We start from the raw sequence: 18,627 nt of genomic DNA, 5'->3' as shown, positions 1-18,627 counted from the left end.
ACATGGTGCGTCATTCCATCGGCCGGTCCCTCGTCCTGATCGGGCTGTTGCCCGCCCTGGCCCCATCGGCGTCGGCCGATGCTCCGAAGGCGTTCGTCCCGCCGAAGAATGCCGCCGAATGGACGGCTCGACGGCCGGTGCTTCACCGGGCCGCCGAGGCGGCCGTGGCCCCCAAGCGCATCCCGGTCCGGGCCCCGTCCCTGATGGTCGGGGGCCGAGAGATGAAGGACGGCATGTCCGTCGAGACGATCACCCTCGACGGCGGGACGCCGGGTGTGCTCGTCCTGCCCCGGCATCCCGCCAATGGCGAACAACAGGCCCCGAGCCCCGAATCTCGGGTCCCGATCATCATCCTGGTCTCGGATCCGGGCGTCGCCGGGCGTCGCGCGGTCGACGTCCCGGGCCATGACGGCCAGCCCGATGCCCTCTCGCTCGCCCGCTTCGGCTATGCGGTGCTGGCGCTCGATGGGGCCGATGCACCGACGCTGCGAATGGCGATCGATGCCGTCCTGACGCGGACTGAGATCGACCCCGACCGCATCGCGATCATCGGCCTGGGGGCGGCGGGGCCGGTCGCGCTCGGCCTGATGGCCGTCGACGAGCGGATCGCCTGCGGCGTGGTCGGCCTGGAGGCCGACACGATCCGGCGGCCGGTGGCCGATGTCTACGGGCCGGAAGCGGCCGAGAAACTGGAGTCCAGGACCTGGGCCGACGCCCTCGCCGCGCTCTGCTCGCCGAGGCCCTTGAGCCTGATCGTGGGCGAACGGATCCCCCTGCGCAATGACTCGCCGGGCAGGCGGGTCGAACGGGCGGTCAAGGGGACGTATCGGTCTGCCAACATCAAGGGGATGGGCGTTGCGTTCACCCACCACGGCGAATTCGCCGGCCACGAGACGATCGCCACCCGCCTGCAATGGATGGCCGCCCAGGAACACTTCGACAAGGCATTCCGGCCCCAGGGACCGGCCCCCCTCGGCCACGCCCCGGAGCCCGAGCCCGAGGTCGGCCCCGATGCCCTGAATCTCTCCGAGCAGGGGATGGCCGGGTGGGCCGCCGAAATGGCCCAACGACCGGACACCTGGACCTGGGCCGATGGCGTGATCCGCTGCCAGCCGGGCCCGAATGAATATGGCTGGCTCCGCCTGCCCGTGGAGGTCGGCAACTTCGTCCTGCGGATCGAGTGGAAAGTCCCGCCGAAGGGGAACGCCGGGATCTTCCTCCGGGCCCGACCGGTCCCCTGGGCCTTCGCGCCGAGCGATCGGTCCAAGGTGCAGGTCGGGGCGCTCGGGCTGGACTGGCCCTCGCGGAGCGGCCTGGAACTCCAGGCCCAGGACGATCCGGGGGTCGCCAACCGCTACAGCAGCGGGTCGCTCTACCGCCACGCCGCCCCCGCGACCAACCCCACTCATCCCCCGGGGGGCGAGTGGAACCGATACACGGTCCGGGCCCGGGGGACGCGCGTCGACGTCTGGAGCAACGGCACCCAGGTCCTGGATACCCTCCTGGATCAGCACCCGGAGACCTTGCCGACCTTGCCGACCCCGCCGCTCCGCGGCTACATCGGCCTTCAGAACCACGGAGCGCCGGCCGAGTACCGCAACGTCCGGTTGATCCGGCTCCCGGACTGATCCGGGCCGGATCTCACTCCCGCTCGATGGCGATCAGGTGGATGCTCCCGCCGGAACGGTTGGCGACCGCCATCAACGACCGTTCGGGCGAATGGGCCAGCCCCATCGGCCGGGTCGAGGACAGGTTCGCCGTCCCCTTCAACGGCAGGACGGCCGGCTCCTCGGACGCATCGCGGACGGGCACCAGGGCCAGCCCCGAGCCGAAGGGCAGCGTGCAGGCCCAGAAGTCGGTGGTTCCGGTCAGTTCCAGGGCATCGCCGATCCCGCCATCGATCGGCCGGATCTCGGGGCTGGCGGCGGGTCCGTCCTGATGCCAGAGCGCCTCGCGGCCGTCGTCGACGGCGAGCAGCCCGCCCTGGCGATCGAATCGGAGGACGTCGGGGCGCGATTCCTCGGGCCAATCGCATCGCGCGATCAGGGCCGGGCGATCCGCGTCGGCCAGGTCGATCCAGGCCACCTGATTCGACCCCTGCAAGGAGACGGCCGCCTTGACGCCGTCAGGCGCGAGGGCCAGGTGGGCCGGATCATCCCCGGGCCGATCGAATTCGAGCCGACCGGCGAGCCGGGCCGGGGCCGCTGCGGCCGATGCATCGATCTGAAAGACGGTCAGCGCGGGCATCGGGCGGTGATCGCCCCCTTCGCCCCGCCCCGAGGACAGCACCATCACGCGGCGGCCGTCGGGCGAGACGACCAAATCGTCCGGGTAGAAGTCGAGCCGGACCTTCGAGCCGATCGGCTCGCCGGCGAAGTCGAACGTTTCCCACCAACCCACCTCGACATGGCGGGCATCATCCTTGGGCCGGATCAGGACATAGAAGCGATCGGCGGCCGGGCAGATCGCGACCGGACGCCCCTCCAGGACGATGTCGCGCGCGAGCGACAGGGTTCGCCCTTCGGTGATCGCATAGACCAGCACCCGGCCATAGCGCGGGCAGGTGGCGATCAGCACCTTGCCGCCGTCGGCGAAGGCCAAACGTTCTGCCCGTTGATGCCCGGTCACGGTCCGATCGGCGATCGTGAGGCGGAAGTCGCCGGCCACGACCTCGGCCTTGCGGGACGCATTCAGCGCCAGGGCCGTCGCGCCTCCGCCCGTGGCCAAGAGCACGATCAGGATGGTCGCGATCCGCCCCGACGGGTGGCGATCCCTGTTCTTCTTGCCGAACTTGACCTTCGGCTCGGTCCCCCGGGCCAGGCGGGTGAAGTTGGTCCGGTGGCGGGCGATGAGGAGCCCCATCAGGCCGATCGTGGCGACGCTCATGGCGATATGATCCCGATGCCAGGGCCCTTCGACCCGGAGGAAGTGGACCAGGACGAACAGCAATCCCCCGGTGATCGAGGAGACCGAGATATACTGGGTGACGCCCAGCATGGCAGCGAACCCCGACGCCGCGGCGAGGCTGGCCCAGGCATCCAGGGCGGTGACCGCCCCCAGGCTGGTGGCCACGCCCTTGCCCCCGCGGAACCGGAGGTAGAGCGGGAAGTTGTGGCCCAGGATCGTCGCCACCGCCACGCCCACGGGCAGGTGGGGGAGTGGCAGGCCCGACATCCGGATCCCGAGACCGGGCAACGCCAGGGTCGGCAGCAGGCCCTTGAGGAAATCGAGCAGGAACACCGCGAAGAAGAACCGGAGCCCCAGCGTCCGGCCCACATTGGTCGCGCCGATGTTCCCGGAACCGACCGTGCGGATGTCGATCCCGCCGAACCGTCGCGCGATCAGCAAGCCGAACGGGATCGACCCGATCAGATAAGCCAATCCCAGGGTCAGGATCGTCGCGGCGGCCCCATTCACTGGTCGCGCCCGATCTTCGCCAGCGGCCGGGCCGGATCGCCGAGGAACGAATGGCGACGCGCCTCGAAGACCTCGTTGGCCGTGGCGTAGTCGTCGTGGCGACCGATGTCGAGCCAGTAGCAGGGCTGGCGGAAGCAATGGATCGGGTGGCCCGTCCCCCGCATGTTTTCCAGCAGATCCGGCATCGGCAGGGGCTGGCCCGGCGTCAGGAAGTCCCAGGCCGACGGGTGGAGGATGTAGACGCCCATGCTGACCTGGAACGAGAACTCGGGCTTCTCGCGATAGCCCGCGAGAACATGCGGGTCGCCGTCGAAGTCGAGGACGCCGAAGTCGATCTTCACCTCGCGGGGGTACGACGCGATCGTCGCGGCGGCCCCACGCTCCCGGTGGAACTCGTACATCGCCCCGAAGTCGAGCGTCGTGAGGATGTCGCCGTTGATGACCAGGACCGACTCCTTGGGCCGCTCCAGCAGGGTCAACCCGCCCGCCGTGCCCAGGGGAGTGACCTCGCGATGGTAGGTCAGCCGGGTCCCGACCTTGCGGCCGTCGCCGAAGAACGCCTCGATCAGCTCGGTCAGGTAGCCGGTGATCACGCTCACGTCTCGGAACCCGTGCCGGGCCAGCTGGCGTAGCACGACCTCCATGATCGGCAGCGGGTCGACCTCGCCGATCGGCATCAATGGCTTGGGCAGCACCGCCGTGTACGGCCGGAGCCGGGTCCCTTTGCCGCCCGCCAGGAGGATCGCTTGCATCGGTGGACTCCGATCAGACAGGGGAGGTGGAAGGACGACGAGCGGACGATTTCGGCGCCGGGATCCGGCCGACCCGGCCGCGTCCGCGCCGTTCCTCGGCGGCCCGCTCAAAAACCCGGATCAGGCTGGCGACGTGGCGGTCGAAGGTCTGTTCGCGGCCGAGGCGTTCCGCCTGCACCGCCATCGCCCGCCGGGCCTCGTCGTCGGCCATCGCGGAGAGGGCGTCGGCCAAGGGGCCGATGGCGTCGGGCGATTCCACGACGAACCCCTCGCGCCCCCCCGTGATCAGTTCCCCGGCCCCGTTGCAGGCCGTGGTGATCACCGGGAGGCCGCAGGCCAGGGCTTCGAAGACCACCAGCGAGCAGGGGTCGTAATAAGTCGGCAGGACGAAGCAGTCGGCGGCGTGGAAGGCCGGGCGGATGTCGGGCAGGAATCCGAGGAGCTTGACCGAATCCCCCAGCCCCAGACGGTCGGCCAGTTGCCGGAACGGGCCCGGTCGGCCCCCCCCGCAGGCGAGGAGATGGATCGGCCGGGCGTCCGGATCCCGTTCCATCCTCAGGGCCAGCGAACGCAGGAGTGGCTCCAACCCCTTGAGCCGGTAATTGTGGCCGACGAACAGGGCCACCAGGGCATCCGGGGCCAGGCCATGCTCGGCGCGGAACCGGTCGCGGGCCGCCGATGGGTCGGCCACCGCGAGCCGACCGGCATCGATCGCGTTGGGGACCACGTCGATCCGGTCGTCGGGCACGCCGTGATAGCGGTTCAGGTGGCCCCGCACCATGTGGGAGACCGCCACGACCCGCGTCTTCCGGGCCGGGTCGTACTGCCTCGACTCGATCGCGTGGTAGACCCACGCCTTGGGATTGGCCTGCTTGCCCAGGCGATAGAGGCCGCGGCGCAGCCCGGCCGGGAAGCGTCGGGAGTTGGCATCGAGGCTGCCGCCGTGGACGCCCCCCTGGGGGATGATGACATCCTGATGCCAGGTATTGATGAAGCCCACCGTGCAGTCGTAGCGGCACTCATCGGCCCGGAGGGCGGCCTCGGAGTTCCGGGCGAAGTCCCAGGTCTCCTGCCACCGGGTCAGCCCGCGGGCCTCCACCTTGTGCAGCCCGACCGCGCCGGGGAGGGCGCCTTCCTTCCAGGCGTTGGCGAACAGGTCCACCTGGTGCCCGGCATGGATCAGGCGACGGCACAGGTCGACCAGATAGGTCTCCGCGCCGCCTCGCGAGGGATCGACCCTCCGGAAATTCAGAGCGAGACGCATGAGCGACCCCGATTCATGAGTTGTGGGCCCGGTATCGTTCGGCCTTGGCGCGGACCCGGGCCCGTTCGAACCCGGCCCGCCTCAGGCCCATCCGCCGGCGGTAATGCATCCAGAATCGCAGGACATCGCGATCGTCGATCCCGGCCACGCCGAAGGTCGAGAACAGCAGTTGCCCCAGGTCCTTCCAGCGCCAGCGGGGGGCCGTCCAGCGGTGGAACGCCAGCCGGTGCAGGTCGATCAGGCAGAGCCGACCGCCGTCCTGGACGCCCGGTCGACCATCCAGGAAGAAATGGCAGAGGTACAGGTCCTTGTGGAACGCGTGGGCCCGATGGAGCCTCGCGGTCATCTCGGCCATCTCGATCGCCAGCGCCCGCTTGAGCCGGGCGAATGCGGCCGGCTCCATCGTCCGGGACAAATCCGGCAAGGCCTCGTGCAGAGGCTCATGGTCGACGAGTTCGGCCACCATCAAGTAGCTGCTCAGGCCACCCCAAGGGCCGATCCGCTCGCCGGCCGCGACGACCTCCGGGACGGCGATCCCCAGGGCGCGGGCCCTCTCCAGGTGGGCCCATTCGGCGGAGGCCGGCGTATGCCGGCCCGAGGGCCGGATCAGTGCGGCGAGCCGGTTGGACCAGGGCAGCCGATAATGCCGCTTCAGGTAGACGGACAGGCCGGCATCGAAGCGGACCCGGGCCGTCGATCGGCCCTGCTTGGCGTGATGGCGGTCGGTCGATTCGAGGTCCATCACGATCGCGTCGAAATCGCCGGGGAGGGCGCGAGCATGGCGATCGGCCCGCCACGACCAGCGCGTCCCCCGGACCAGGCGACGGATCAAGGTTCCGTGGTCGACGGTCATCGTCGCAGCCCCTCCCAGGACTCCGGCCGCTCGAATCGAAAGACGCGGACATCATCGGCCCGCCCGCCTTCGCGCCCGGGGAAGCCCGCCACCTGGCGGCCGGCATAGCCCAGGACGGCCCGCAGCGTCTCCGCCCGGCGACTCGGCGCCTCCATCTCATCGGCACCGACCACGACATAGGCCAGTTTCGCGTCGCCCAGGGCCTGGCGGACATGCCAGTAGTCGTAGCTCGGCCCGCCCCGGACGAACGAGGCCCAACCCCGCGTATCGAGCACGGCCTCGTCCGGCCCGGCCGCGCTCGCCAGCCATCGACCGGCTGCCTGATGGCCCCATCGGCTCGGATGCCCGGCCTTGAGCTGGACCGCGATCGCCACGCAGGCCAGGCCAGCCAGCGCGGCCCGGCCGAGCCGCCCGCCCCGTTCCAGGCTCATGCCCCGTCGTGCCGAAAATCCCGCCGCCCAGGCCATGATGCCGAAGGCCGCCCAGGGGACCGCGACGGCCACCAGGGCCAAAGCATGCCGCCCAGAGGCATAGCCCAGGGTGGTCGCATGCCGGAGCAGGATCGCAGCGAAGATGGCGACGTAGGCCAGGGCGAGACGTCGGCCGGACGCCGACTCCGGGATCGATCGTGAACGAATGACGCCCCAGATGGCGAATGGCGCGAGGATCCAGGAAAGGCCTTCGATCCAGTCGCGGATCAGGACCCCGAAGGCATCGATCGGGCGCGATTTCAACGCGTCATCCCCGGTCTCCTCCTTGGGCGAGAAATCCCACCGCGCGTCATCGAGGCCCGGCGGCAATCGGAGCGGGGCTTTCCGGGCCTGATAGGCATCGACCCCGATTCTGGTCCCGATCCGGAACGAGAGCTTCTCGGACAGGGCGCCCTTCGTGAAGGCATATCCGCCGACGAGCAACCCGGCGACGGCCGCCATCGAGGCCAACCGGGCCGCCATTGCCTTCCGCCCGGCCCAGTCCATCCGGCGGGCCATCCCGGCCACGACGATGGCGGGGGCCGCGAGCAGGACCTCGGGGCGTGTGAGAAATCCCAGCCCGAGGGCGAGCCCGCATCCCAGGGCCGATCTCCACGATCCGGCCATCAAAGTTCGCTCGCCGAGGCAGAGGGCGGTGACCAGGAAGGCCAGCGCCAGGGCATCGGCCAGGGTGTCATGGCCGAGTTCGGCTGGCTTCGGCAGGAGCGCGTAGAGGAACACGGCCAGGTTCGCCGTGGCGTCGCCGAACAGGCTGCGGGCCAGCGAATGCAAGGGCCAGAGCAGGCCGATCGCGGCGATCAGGGAAACGCCCTGGGCGGCGATCCGCCAGGCGTCGGGCCCGGGTCCGATCACGGCCGAGACGGCCGGCTCCGCCACCGCGATCAGGGCGGGATAGAGCGGATGCTGGTCGGTGCCCCGGATCACATCCACCCAGGGGGCGGACTGGAACTGACGGGCCACCCGAAGGAATTTCAGGCCATCCTGGGCGGGCAGGGGATTGCGCGCCATGCCGGCGAGGTGCAGAGCCGCCGACATCGCGGCGACCGCATACAACCATCGACGGTTGGCCATCCTGACCCTCCCTGGTCAATTACTTCCTGAGCGCGAACCGAGTCCCTGGTCCGCACGCGCCGGCATCATACGAGCGGCCTCCGATCCGGTCAATCCCGAGGGCGGGCCTGCCGGACGGCCTCATCCCAGAGGTCGCGGAGGCTCTGTTCCCAGGGGACGGCCGGGTTCCAGCCGGTCTCCCGGACGATCCTGGCGATGTCGGCCCGGGAGTCCGCGGGGACCGAGGGCGGGGCCTGCCCGGCCTCCACCGTGACCTCGCGACCGCTCAGCGCGATCAATGTGTCGAGCCCATCCCCCACGCGGCGGGATCGCCCGGTGCCGACAAGATAGACCCGGCCGCAGTGCCCGCGTTCGATGATCGCGAGCAGGCCCCGCGCCACGTCGCGCACGTCGATGAAGTCGCGCCGCGCCTCCAGGTCCCCGACGGGAAGGCGGATCGGCCCCGTCCCGCTCGCCAGGGCGGAGGCGAACCGGCCGAAGGCCTGCGAAACCGGCATCCCCGGGCCGATCGGGTTGAAGACCCGGGCCACCGCGACCTCCAGCGGAGGGCCGGCGGCCAGCCCGGCGGTGGTCGCCAAGAACTTGCTCAGCCCATAAGGCCCGACCGGGTGACAGGGGGCGTCCTCGCCGACCGGGAGATTTGCCTCCCGGACCGGCCCCAACTCGGCGGCCGAACCGGCCAGGACGATCCGCATCGGGCGGTCGAGCGCCCGCAGGGCGTCCAGGAGCTTGAGCGTCCCGATGACGTTGGATCGATAGAGTTGATCCGCCGAGGCGGGCGGGGTCCGGCCCGCGAGATGGACCACGCGATCCGGCCGGATCTCGGCCACGGCCTCGGCCAGCGAGTCGTCGCTTTCCAGGTCGGCGGCCTGGAAATCCACGGTTGGCCACGCCTCGGAGATCGACCGGCCGATCGCCACGATCCGATCGCCGGGCCGGTCCGCCCGAAGTTGGTCGAGCAACGGGCGGCCCAGGAACCCCGACCCGCCGGTGACCAGCCAGGTGAGTGCCGTCACACCGCCTCCGTCCGCTCGACGCCGAGCCCGATCCCGTCGAGCATCCGCGTGGCCGCGCGATAGACGGCGTCCGGCGCCAGGTCGCGCAGGCAGCGATGGTGCGTCTCGACGCAGATCGGCCGCTGGCAGGGACCGCACGGCACCGGGTGGTGGAGATGGAGCGACTTGCCGTGGTGAGTCAAGGTCCAGGCGATGTGGGTCGGCCCGAACAGGGACAGCACCGGGATGTCGAACCCGACGCCGAAATGCCGGGGGCCCGAGTCGGTCGTGATCATCAGGGCGGAACGACGCACGCAGGCTTTGGTCAGGCCGATCCCGAGCGGCTCGTCGGCCAGGCTGGTCACGGCGAAGCGCTCCGCATTCGCCACGATCGCCCGGGCCGCGTCGCGTTCGGACGGCCCGCAAACCACCAGCACCGACAATCCGCGCTCGTCCACCAGCCTGCGGGCGACCGCGGCGAAATGCTCGACGGGCCAGCTCTTGGCCGGGCCGAAGGCGCCTCCCGTGTTCAGGCAGACGACGGGGCGGCTGCGCGGCAGCCCGAGCCGGCCCCACGCGCGGTCGGCCGCGGCCTCATCGTCCGGGGTCGTGAACAGTTCGAGGCGAGGTCCGTCGCCCGGGCAGCCCACCGCCCGGGCCAGGCCGAGGTAATCGTCGACGATGGGAGTCGGGATGTATTTTCCATCGGCCCCGCGCAGCGGCGTCAGGCGATCGGTCAGGAGCAGGCTCCGCCCGCCCCGGGCGTAACCGACACGCCGACGGGCGCCCGTCGCGACCGCCATCCAGGCCGATCGGAGCGAGTTCGGGAACAGGACGGCCAGGTCGGGGCGATGCTTGCGAAGACGACCGACCACGGCCCAGGTCCGCTCCTCGGGGCGTTTCCCCTTGGGGGCGAAGGGGATGATCTCGTCGAACCAGGGGCCGCCCCCCAGCGTGGGCGCGACGTGGGATCGGACCACGGCGGCGATGCGGGCCTCGGGGAAGCCGGCCCGGATGGCCCGGAAGGCCGGCGTGGCCATGACCGTGTCGCCGACCAGGTTCGGGCAGAAGACCGCGATCGAACGCGGCGGCCTCACGAGTTCCCGCTCCCGGCGGCGATCGCGTCGAGGACCGAGGCGTGGAGCAGGGGGATCATCAACTCATGGTGCCCCGTCAGGGCGATCCCCTCGGCCCCCGGGCGCTGGAGGACGTTGAGCAGCCCGCGATATTGCTGGTTGAAGTCAAGGTTCGCCGTGGTCAGGCCGTCGATCGAGCGGCCCAGGTTGCGGACGATCGCCACCGCCTTGAGGAACACCTCGGGCAGGACCACCGCGCTGCCCAGGTTCAGCCAGACGCCGTCGGCCATCCGGGCGATCAACTCGGTCACGTTGCGGAAGTCGTCGAGCGTGGCCCGCCCCAGCGCGGCCCCGTCGAGCTGGTTCGTCATGTGGACGATGTCCGTGCCGATGGCGACGTGGACCGACAGCGGGATCCCGGCGCGGCGTGCGGCCGCCAAGACGCTGGAGCCGAGCCCCGGCCCTCCCTGTTCGATCACCACGTCGCCGAGCGCCGCACCCAGCCCGATCCGCGTGTCCGAGGCCCGGTCGCAGGCGCGGGCGAACAGGTCCGAGGTCTCGCGGGCGAAGCCGAAGGTCCCGGCCATCAGGCGCGGGCCCACGTCCTCGCTGGTCCGCCCGGCGATCGCCAGTTCCAGGTCGTGGATCGCCGCCGAGCCGTTCAGGGCCAGCCCGCCGAGGATGCCCCGGTCCATCCAGTCGATCAGGTAGGGGCCGCAGCCGGTCTTGATGACGTGGCCGCCCAGGGCCGCCGCCACGGTCGAACCGCCGGCATGGGCCCGGACGATGGCGTCCCGCAGCCGCCGCAGTCCCTTGCCCGCGAGTTGATCGGGCAGGCGATCGACCCATCCCGCCAGGCTCAGCCCGGGACCGGAGGGGCGGCCGAGATCGGCCAACGCGACCTTGCTCGCGCGATCGGCGAGCGGTTCGAAGCGGAGGGCGTCCAGGTCGAGCGCATCATCCAGGGCCGGCGAACTCATGGGGAATCCTTTCCCGGTGGTTCCAGAGGTCGGCAAACGCAGCGTCCAGGATCTCGGACCCCTCGGTCACATCCAGGCCGATGCGCAGGGCGCGGAGGGGCACCGACCCGATCGTCGGGGCGCGCAGCTTCACCGAATCCTTCTGAGTGGTCAAGGCCAGGTCCGCCCCGGAGGACCGCAACCACCGGCCGATCTCGGCCACGTCCGAGGCCGTATATGGATGGTGATCGGGGAAGGGCCGGAACCCGACGACCTCCGCCGACAGACCGGCCAGGGTACGCCGGAAACCCTCCGGGTTGCCGATCCCGCAGAAGGCGCCGACCTTCTTCCCAGCCAGGGTCGACAGCGGCTCGGACCGGCCTTCGTGGTCGATCAGATCGATCGGCGCGTGACGCGTCTCGATCCACCGCAACGGCCCCGCGGCCCGCTCGGCCCGGCTCCGGATCCGTCGGCGATCGGCCTCGTCCACCAGGTCGGCCCGGGAGAGCACGACCAGGCTCGCTCGCTTCAAGGCCGAGGCAGGCTCGCGGAGCAGGCCACGCGGGAACATCCGGCCCAGGCCGAACGGGTCCAGCGCATCGAGCAGGACGATGTCGAGATCCCGGCCCAGCCGCCGATGCTGGAAGCCGTCGTCCAGGATCAGGACCTCGCTCTCCAGTTCCTCGATGGCGTTCCGGGCCAGGGCCACGCGGTCGGGCGACTGGAGATGCGGCACATCCGGCAGGTTTTCTTCCAGGGCCCGCCCCTCGTCGTTCAGCCCCCCGGTGCCGCCGTAGCCCCGGCTGAGGATGGCGACCCGGGCCCCCCGGGCGCGAAACCACCGCGCCGCCCATTCCACCATCGGGGTCTTGCCCGTCCCGCCGAGCGTGAGATTCCCCACCGAGACGACCGGGACGCCGACGCGGAGTGTCCGCTTCCAGCCCCGATCGAAGGCAAACCCCCGGCCGGCCACGCCAATGCGATAGCCCCCGGCGAGGATTCCCAGGCCCAGGCGAGATGCCCCGGCGATCAACCCTCGCGTCTCGCCCTGGACCAAGCGGAGGAATGCGGCTTCGTCGAGACGACTCATGATTTCCTTCAGGTTCGGCCGGATCGGGCCATGAAGCCGGTAGCAGACACGGCCAGGATCGGAGGGTTTCCGTCGTGGATCGACCTTGGGCGAATCCCCGACGTCTTCCGCTCGTCCCTGGCCGCTATTCGGCTGAAACCGGAACTTCGCTTCGAGCGACGATCGGATCAGGCGCCCATCGCCTTGGCGATGGCCTTGGCCATCTCCATCGTGCCGACGGCGGACGGGTCGTTGCGGTCGGCCTTGAGGTCGTAGGTCACGTCCTTGCCTTCCTTGATGACCTGGGCCACGGCGGCTTCCAGCTTCTTGGCGGCCTCGTGCTCGCCGAGGTGGTCCAGCATGAGGGCTCCGGAGAGGATCAGGGCGACCGGGTTCATCTTCCACTGCCCCTTGTACTTCGGGGCCGACCCGTGGGTCGCCTCGAAGACGGCGCCGTTCTCGCCGATGTTGGCACCCGGGGCGACGCCCAGGCCGCCGACGAGCCCGGCGCAGAGGTCCGAGAGGATGTCGCCATAGAGATTGGGCAGGACCAGGACGTCATACAGCTCCGGCTTCTGGACGAGCTGCATGCACATGTTGTCGACGATGCGGTCTTCGAATTCGATTTCCGGGTAGGCCTTGGCCACCTCGCGCGAGACTTCGAGGAACAGGCCGTCGGAGAATTTGAGGATGTTGGCCTTGTGGACGCTGGTGACCTTCTTGCGCCCGTGCTTGCGGGCATACTCGAAGGCGTACTTGACGATCCGCTCCGTGCCGGTGACCGAGATCGGCTTGATCGAGATGCCGGAGTCGGGGCGGATCGCCTTGCCGTTGAGCCGCTTGATGTCGGCGATCAGCTCGGCCGTCTCGGCCTTGCCCTTCTCGAACTCGACGCCGAGGTAGAGGTCCTCGGTGTTCTCGCGGACGATCACCAGGTCGACCTTGCTCTTGTCGAAGTAGGAGCGGACGCCGGGATATTGCTTGCACGGGCGTACGCAGGCATAGAGGTCGAGCGCCTGGCGGAGGTAGACGTTCACCGAGCGGAAGCCGGTGCCGACCGGGGTGGTGATCGGGGCCTTCAGGGCGACCTTGGTGCGGCGGCAGGACTCGATCACGGAATCGGGGACGGGCGTGCCGAGCCGGGCCATCACGTCGACGCCGGCTTCCTCCACCTCCCAGTTGATGGCGACGCCGGTGGCCTCGATGCAGAACTTGGTGGCCTCGGCCAGCTCGGGGCCAACTCCATCGCCGGGAATCAGGGTGACATCATGCGCCATGGCAGCAAACTCCCCGCGCCACGCGGACGGGCCGCGGACGCGATCTTTTTCATTTGTCGGCAACGGGTTGCAAGGACTGAACCCGCTCGGTTATCGTGGTTTTCCACCGGAACGGCCACCCTAACCGTGGACCGTGGCGGCGTCAAGCGTCGCGTCATCGGCCCCCACCCGGCATCGTCGATCGGAACCCCCCGATGATCTACACCCCTCAGCCGCCGTCGCCGATCGTCTCCGACTGGATCGCCCGGCATCGCGACCCCCGGAGTTTCTTGCTCCACCTGATCGGAATCCCCGCGACGATCCTGGGCGTCCTCCTGTTGCCCGTCTATACGATGCTGCTCTCCTACTGGATCTTCCTCCTGGCGGTGGCCCTGTTCCTGGGCGGGTATTGCCTCCAGTTCCTGGGGCATGCGCTCGACGGCAGCGAGCCGGGCGAGATTCGGGCCTTGCGGCGTGCCTGGGCCCGCCGGCGTCAGACGCGATTCACGGCTGCCCCCGAGCGGGCGGCCTGAGAGCGATCGCTATTGCTCGATCGATCAATTCCGAGTAGATAACGGCCACGCCTCGTGAATTCGAGGCGTGGCTCGCTTGCTTGGTTGCGCGGATCGACTGGACTGACCTGGCCCCGACCCGGACTTTCCATACAATCCGCAAACTCCCCTCAAGACGCACTCCCGCGACGCCCGATACAAACCAACGATACCGATCGGTCGTGTTCTCGCCCGGCGAAGGATCGCCTTGCGGACCGGCGTCGATCGACATGCGGGATGCGGGCCGGCGGCCCAAGGATGGGGAGGGCGTGGTCATCGTGAGGTTCCAAAGACCAACGTGGGCCGGTGCGGACTTTCCTGCACGGCCGACTGCCGCTGGAGGGCGTGCCCGTCCCGGCCGCCTCGGGCGAAGGGATGGGACCTTGCGGCCTCGCCCCGCTCGGCACATGGCGCTCAATGTCAAGGATGGACTGGCCATGCGATTGACCAATCTCGCGAACCGGCTCACGCTGGCGACCATCGTGGCCCTGACCGGCATGGCCGGATGCCAGAGAGTCCCGTACCTCGACCAGTCCAAGGCGGTCCCCCACGACCCGATGGCGAAGATCGCCGCCGAGGATCGCGAGGTGAAGCAGGCGAACTTCGCCGAGAAGCCGTTCACCGGCAATCTCCCGATGTCGCTGCCGAAGGTGGCCCCGCCCCGGACCACCGAGAACCCCGAGGCGGAGGAGATCTGGCATCTCACCCTGCCCGAGGCGATCCGGATCGGCCTGGATAACTCCGAGGTCGTGCGGGTGATCTCGCTGGGCGCCCAGGGGATCCCGGTCGGCGGCTTCGAGCCGACGCCGCTGAACACCGGGGCCGGTGCCGGCGTGGCCAGTTCGCTGGGTGCGGGCACCCTGTCCTCGGTCTATGACCCGGCGATCCAGGAGACTCAGATCGCCACGGCGTTGGCCAACTTCGACGCCAACTTCACCACCAGCATCCTCTGGGGCAACAGCACCGCCCCGCAGAACAACAGCCTCGCGGCGGGCGTGTTCGAGGCCGGGCCCCGCTTCCCGGTCATCTTCACCCAGGACACCGCGACGTTCCAGACGACGTTGCAGAAGAGGGCGGCCACCGGTGCCATCCTCCAGGTGCAGCACAACGTCAGCTACCTCTACTCGAACAGCCCGGCCAACGCCTTCCCGTCGGCCTACACGACCAACACCAACCTCTCGATCACCCAGCCCTTGCTGGGCGGCACCGCCCAGAACCCGAGCGGCCTGGAAGCCAACCGGGCCAACATCGTGATCGCCCGGCTCAACGCCGACGCCTCGGTGTGGAACTTCAAGGCCTCGATCATGGCCCACGTCCGGTCGATCGAGCAGCAGTACTGGGCCCTGTCGCAGCAGCAGATCCAGCTCTGGAGCCGCGAGACCGCGGTGAACCTCGGCGAGGAGATCCTCCGCCGCGAACGGGCGGAATTGGAAGTGGGCCGGGCCACCCAGGCCGACGTCGCCGAGGCCGAGCAGCAACTCGAGAACTTCCGGCTCCAGCTCGTCACGGCCACCTCGGACGTGGTCACCACCGAGCGTCAGCTCCGGAACATCCTGGGCCTGCCGCCCGCGGATAATCGCCGGATCGTGCCCGCCACCGAGCCGACCGAGGCCCGGATCGAGCCCGACTACGAGACCAGCCTGGCCCAGATGCTCGCCTTCCAGCCCGACATCGTCCAGCAGCAGCTTTTGGTCCGGCTCACCGAACTCCAGCTGCTCCTCCAGCGGAACCAGCTCCTGCCACAGTTGAACCTGAACGCCCTGTACCAGTTCAACGGGCTGGGCGATAGCCTCGACAGCGCCGAGGCCGTGGCCGCAGGGGCCTCGCTGCGGGCCATCAATCCCCTGGTCGCCCAGAGGCAGAGGGCCGCCGGCCTGAATGCCCAGCCCCAGGATTACCGCGGCTTCAACCAGTGGCAGATTGGCCTGACCTACTCGATGACGATCGGCTTCCGGGCCCCCCTGGCCAACGTCCGCCAGGCCCAATATCAGCTCCTTCGCCAGCGTGCGTTCCTCCAGCAGATCGTCCACCAGACGACCCACTCGCTGCACCGCTTCTTCCTGGAAGTGGATGCCAACTACAAGCAGTTCCGGACCGCCAAGCGGCTCCGGGCCGCGGCCTCGCAGCGTTTGGAAGCCCAGAGGGCGTTCTACGAGGAAGGGAAGATCACCATCGACCGCCTCCTGGACGCCGTCAGCCAGTACGCCAACGCGATCGCCCAGGAAGCCCAGTACAAGACCAGCTACAACACCTCGATCGCGGCCCTCGAAGAGGCCAAGGGGACCCTGCTGGCCTACGACAACATCGCGGTCGACGAGGGCCCGTCGCCCCGCAAGGCCTATGTACAGGCCAAGGATCAGCGGGCCGGCCATCGCCAGTTCCACGTCCCGCTCGACGGCTCCTACAAGCCCGCCCCGGTCGTCGCCCCGGTGATCCCCGACCCGGTACCGCCGATGAGCCCGCCCAACGCCATCCAGGAGGGTCCGAAGGCCCTCTTCCCGGCCCCGGTCGGGCCGCTCGGGCCGCCCCCCACCCCGATCGCCCCCACGATCCCGGCCGGCGAGCCCAACTCGCTCTCGGAGAACCTCCCGGTCTCCGGCGGGATCACCGAACCTGGGGTGATCCAGGCCAAGGCCCCGGCCCCGGCTTCGCCTCCGGAGATGATCCCGGTCCCCGAATCGGCCCCCGCGCCGCTGCCGGAACTCCCCGTCTCCAACGGCAACGACCTGCCGCCCTTGCCGGCCGGCGAGCCGATCCAGGACATCCCGATGACCTTGCCCCCGCTCCCGCCCGAGTCGGAACTCCCGCCGCTGCCGCCCGGCTGATCGACGGGTGGGATGATCGAACCGCGAACCAGGCCGGCCCCGAATCAATCGGGGCCGGCCTTTTTGATTTCGCCGATCAGGCCAGCGGGCCGAAGATCGCGAACTCGCGAGGGGCCAGGCGACCCGGGCCGGCCTCCTCGCCCGCCGACCCGCCGAACTCTCCGACCTCGGATCGCAGGGAAGGCCCATCGCCCGCCAGTTCGCCGGGCAGGTCCCGCCGCTCGTCGCCGAGGTTGTAGAGGATCCGCAACGTCCGGGTCGGATCGTCGGCCTCGCGGATCAGTTCCAGGACGTCGGGCAGGCCGGCCTCGCCCAGCAGGCGGGCGCGCGGCGTCCGGAAATCCCGCAGCGCCGGGACCTCGCGACGCAGCCGGATCAGGGTCTGGTAGAGGCGTCGCAGGCCGGCGCGGGTCGGATCATCGGCCCAGGTCCAGGAGAGCACCGCCGAGTCGCGCGTCTTCCGATCGAACGGGTCGGGCACCTCGCCTTCCCATCCGAAGTAAGCAAACTCCTTCTTGCGCCCTTCGCGGACGGCCCTGGTCAGTTCCTCATCCTTGAAGTCGCAGAAGAACGGGAACGGCCGGGACTCGAAATACTCCTCGCCCATAAACAGCAGGGGGAGGCGCGGGGCGAGGAGGAGGATCCCCGCGGCCAATCGGCCCCGCTCCGGCGGCAGGCTGGTGCCATGCCGGTCGGACTTGAATCGGTTGCCGACCTGGTCATGGTTCTGGGTGAACGCGACGAACCGATCGCCGGTCATCCCGGTCGCGGGCGTGCCGTGCCTGCGACCCCGGAACGGGCTGTACGCGCCGTCGTTGACGAAGATGGACCGGTACGCCTTGGCCAGTGCGGCGGGCCCGTCGGCGAAGTCCTCGTAGTAGCCGTTGGTCTCGCCGGTGAGGACCACGTGGGCGGCGTGGTGGAAGTCATCGGTCCAGTGGCCATCGAGCCCGTACCCGCCCCGGTCGAGATCGCCCAGGAACCGGGGAGCATCATTGAGGTCGGTCTCGGCGAACAGGTAGACCGGCCGGCCCAGCTTCAGCCCCTCGGCATGCGCCACCCGCGAAACGTCGGCCAGGATCGGCGTCGGCCCCCGATCGTAGATCTGGTCGGCCGCGTCGAGCCTCAGCCCATCGAACCGATAAGCACCGATCCACATGCGGACATTGTCGATCACCATGGCCCGGACCGGGTCGCAGCCGCGATCGTCGAAGTTGACCGCGGGGCCCCAGTCGGTCTTGGACTTCTCGGTGAGATAGGAGGCGAACTCGGGGAAGACGTTCGCCTCGGGCCCGAAGTGGTTGTAGATCACGTCCAGGAAGATCGCCAGCCCCGCCCTGTGGCACGCCTCGACCAGCCGATGGAGCCCCTCGGGACCCCCGTAGGTGTTCTGGACGGCGAACGGATGCACGCCGTCGTAGCCCCAACTGCACTCCCCCGGGAACTGGGCGACGGGCATGATCTCGATGGCGGTGATGCCCAGTTCCACGAGGTCGGGCAGCCGGGGGATGACGGCATCGAACGTCCCTTCGGGCGTGAAGGTCCCGACGTGCAGCTCGTAGAAGACGAGCTTGTCGCGGGCGATCCCGTTCCAGCCCCCTTCGTCCCAGACGAACCCGCCGGGGTCGAAGACCGCCGAGGGGGCCGCCACGCCATCCGGCTGCCACCGGGAGACCGGGTCGGGCTTCGGCTCGCCGCCATCGAGCTTGTAGGCATACCGGTCGCCGGCCTTCGGCCTGGGGACCGTCGCGCCGTAGAAACCGCGCCCCTCGTCCTCCATGGCGATGGTTTGAGACGCCTCGCCGGTGCCGAGGACGAGTTCGACAGACTTCGCTTTATCCGCCCACACCCGGAAGTGAGCGGTCTGGTCATCGATTGGAATCACGCCGACCGGAGGGACTTCGGGATCATCGATCAATGCGGGCCACCCTCGCGAATCAGGGCCAGGATCTCATCATCGGGCATGAGTTTAAATACGCCTGAAGATGCGATCAATGGTACGGAAATAGGGATAATCCCTACACCGCACCTTTCGGACCCTTTGCTCG

At 69.5% G+C, this 18,627-nt stretch carries 14 protein-coding genes; 3 read left to right on the top strand and 11 right to left on the bottom strand.

The genetic code is table 11. The features are described 5' to 3' along the window. Positions 1-2 precede the first annotated feature (2 nt). Positions 3-1,628, top strand: a complete 1,626-nt coding sequence (locus TA3x_RS23000; RefSeq protein ID WP_435017014.1) for a family 16 glycoside hydrolase — start codon at positions 3-5, stop codon at positions 1,626-1,628. A gap of 13 nt (positions 1,629-1,641) precedes the next feature. Here TA3x_RS23000 and plsY read toward each other — a convergent pair whose 3' ends face one another. The 10 genes from plsY to TA3x_RS22950 all read right to left on the bottom strand — a co-directional run bounded on the left by plsY (position 1,642) and on the right by TA3x_RS22950 (position 13,224). After that, positions 1,642-3,417 carry a glycerol-3-phosphate 1-O-acyltransferase PlsY gene (plsY, locus tag TA3x_RS22995; protein ID WP_435017013.1) on the bottom strand — a complete coding sequence of 592 codons (1,776 nt, stop codon included), beginning with the start codon at positions 3,415-3,417 and terminating at the stop codon, positions 1,642-1,644. Further along, positions 3,414-4,169 carry a sugar phosphate nucleotidyltransferase gene (locus TA3x_RS22990; RefSeq protein WP_435017012.1) on the bottom strand — a complete coding sequence of 252 codons (756 nt, stop codon included), beginning with the start codon at positions 4,167-4,169 and terminating at the stop codon, positions 3,414-3,416. The genes plsY and TA3x_RS22990 overlap by 4 nt, the downstream gene beginning before the upstream one ends. Before the next feature lie 13 nt (positions 4,170-4,182). Beyond that, positions 4,183-5,433 (bottom strand): glycosyltransferase family 4 protein, encoded by a 1,251-nt coding sequence (locus TA3x_RS22985; RefSeq protein ID WP_435017011.1) that lies wholly within the window; start codon positions 5,431-5,433, stop codon positions 4,183-4,185. A 13-nt stretch (positions 5,434-5,446) separates the two neighbouring features. Beyond that, positions 5,447-6,286 (bottom strand): lipopolysaccharide kinase InaA family protein, encoded by an 840-nt coding sequence (locus TA3x_RS22980; protein WP_435017010.1) that lies wholly within the window; start codon positions 6,284-6,286, stop codon positions 5,447-5,449. Further along, positions 6,283-7,848: a glycosyltransferase family 39 protein gene (locus TA3x_RS22975; RefSeq protein WP_435017009.1), complete on the bottom strand. Its 1,566-nt coding sequence runs from the start codon at positions 7,846-7,848 to the stop codon at positions 6,283-6,285. The genes TA3x_RS22980 and TA3x_RS22975 overlap by 4 nt, the downstream gene beginning before the upstream one ends. 89 nt (positions 7,849-7,937) lie before the next feature. After that, positions 7,938-8,864 carry an NAD-dependent epimerase/dehydratase family protein gene (locus TA3x_RS22970; protein WP_435017008.1) on the bottom strand — a complete coding sequence of 309 codons (927 nt, stop codon included), beginning with the start codon at positions 8,862-8,864 and terminating at the stop codon, positions 7,938-7,940. Beyond that, positions 8,861-9,940: a lipopolysaccharide heptosyltransferase II gene (gene waaF / locus TA3x_RS22965; RefSeq protein ID WP_435017007.1), complete on the bottom strand. Its 1,080-nt coding sequence runs from the start codon at positions 9,938-9,940 to the stop codon at positions 8,861-8,863. The genes TA3x_RS22970 and waaF overlap by 4 nt, the downstream gene beginning before the upstream one ends. After that, on the bottom strand, positions 9,937-10,899 hold the full coding sequence (locus tag TA3x_RS22960) for a hypothetical protein (protein ID WP_435017006.1): 963 nt from the start codon (positions 10,897-10,899) through the stop codon (positions 9,937-9,939). The genes waaF and TA3x_RS22960 overlap by 4 nt, the downstream gene beginning before the upstream one ends. Beyond that, positions 10,877-11,968 (bottom strand): tetraacyldisaccharide 4'-kinase, encoded by a 1,092-nt coding sequence (gene lpxK, locus TA3x_RS22955; protein WP_435017005.1) that lies wholly within the window; start codon positions 11,966-11,968, stop codon positions 10,877-10,879. The genes TA3x_RS22960 and lpxK overlap by 23 nt, the downstream gene beginning before the upstream one ends. A gap of 167 nt (positions 11,969-12,135) precedes the next feature. Then, a complete protein-coding gene (locus TA3x_RS22950) occupies positions 12,136-13,224 on the bottom strand; it encodes an isocitrate/isopropylmalate dehydrogenase family protein (protein WP_435017004.1) in 1,089 nt (362 codons plus the stop codon). Between the two features lie 194 nt (positions 13,225-13,418). Between TA3x_RS22950 and TA3x_RS22945 the strand changes: the two genes are divergently transcribed. Then, positions 13,419-13,736 carry an Mpo1-like protein gene (locus TA3x_RS22945; RefSeq protein ID WP_435017003.1) on the top strand — a complete coding sequence of 106 codons (318 nt, stop codon included), beginning with the start codon at positions 13,419-13,421 and terminating at the stop codon, positions 13,734-13,736. Positions 13,737-14,191: 455 nt separating this feature from the next. After that, positions 14,192-16,579, top strand: a complete 2,388-nt coding sequence (locus tag TA3x_RS22940) for a TolC family protein (RefSeq protein ID WP_435017002.1) — start codon at positions 14,192-14,194, stop codon at positions 16,577-16,579. A gap of 76 nt (positions 16,580-16,655) precedes the next feature. On the opposite strand, the gene treZ is transcribed toward TA3x_RS22940, so the two are convergent. Continuing rightward, positions 16,656-18,497 (bottom strand): malto-oligosyltrehalose trehalohydrolase, encoded by a 1,842-nt coding sequence (gene treZ, locus TA3x_RS22935; RefSeq protein WP_435017001.1) that lies wholly within the window; start codon positions 18,495-18,497, stop codon positions 16,656-16,658. Between the last annotated feature and the right edge of the window lie 130 nt (positions 18,498-18,627).

Origin of the sequence: Tundrisphaera macrotermitis, assembly GCF_051175315.1 — a bacterium.
Lineage (GTDB): Bacteria > Planctomycetota > Planctomycetia > Isosphaerales > Isosphaeraceae > Tundrisphaera.
Note: the sequence above shows the minus strand (reverse complement) of the source record. Positions and strands in the feature narration are given on the sequence as shown.

Bases quoted from the DNA above. Each gene is read 5' to 3' on its own strand.
- TA3x_RS22975 (WP_435017009.1), bottom strand. From the start codon at position 7,848: ATGGCCAACCGTCGATGGTTGTATGCGGTCGCCGCGATGTCGGCGGCT.
- TA3x_RS22985 (WP_435017011.1), bottom strand. From the start codon at position 5,433: ATGCGTCTCGCTCTGAATTTCCGGAGGGTCGATCCCTCGCGAGGCGGC.
- TA3x_RS22940 (WP_435017002.1), top strand. From the start codon at position 14,192: ATGCGATTGACCAATCTCGCGAACCGGCTCACGCTGGCGACCATCGTG.
- TA3x_RS22950 (WP_435017004.1), bottom strand. From the start codon at position 13,224: ATGGCGCATGATGTCACCCTGATTCCCGGCGATGGAGTTGGCCCCGAG.
- TA3x_RS22990 (WP_435017012.1), bottom strand. From the start codon at position 4,169: ATGCAAGCGATCCTCCTGGCGGGCGGCAAAGGGACCCGGCTCCGGCCG.
- TA3x_RS22980 (WP_435017010.1), bottom strand. From the start codon at position 6,286: ATGACCGTCGACCACGGAACCTTGATCCGTCGCCTGGTCCGGGGGACG.
- TA3x_RS23000 (WP_435017014.1), top strand. From the start codon at position 3: ATGGTGCGTCATTCCATCGGCCGGTCCCTCGTCCTGATCGGGCTGTTG.
- TA3x_RS22945 (WP_435017003.1), top strand. From the start codon at position 13,419: ATGATCTACACCCCTCAGCCGCCGTCGCCGATCGTCTCCGACTGGATC.
- TA3x_RS22960 (WP_435017006.1), bottom strand. From the start codon at position 10,899: ATGAGTTCGCCGGCCCTGGATGATGCGCTCGACCTGGACGCCCTCCGC.
- lpxK (WP_435017005.1), bottom strand. From the start codon at position 11,968: ATGAGTCGTCTCGACGAAGCCGCATTCCTCCGCTTGGTCCAGGGCGAG.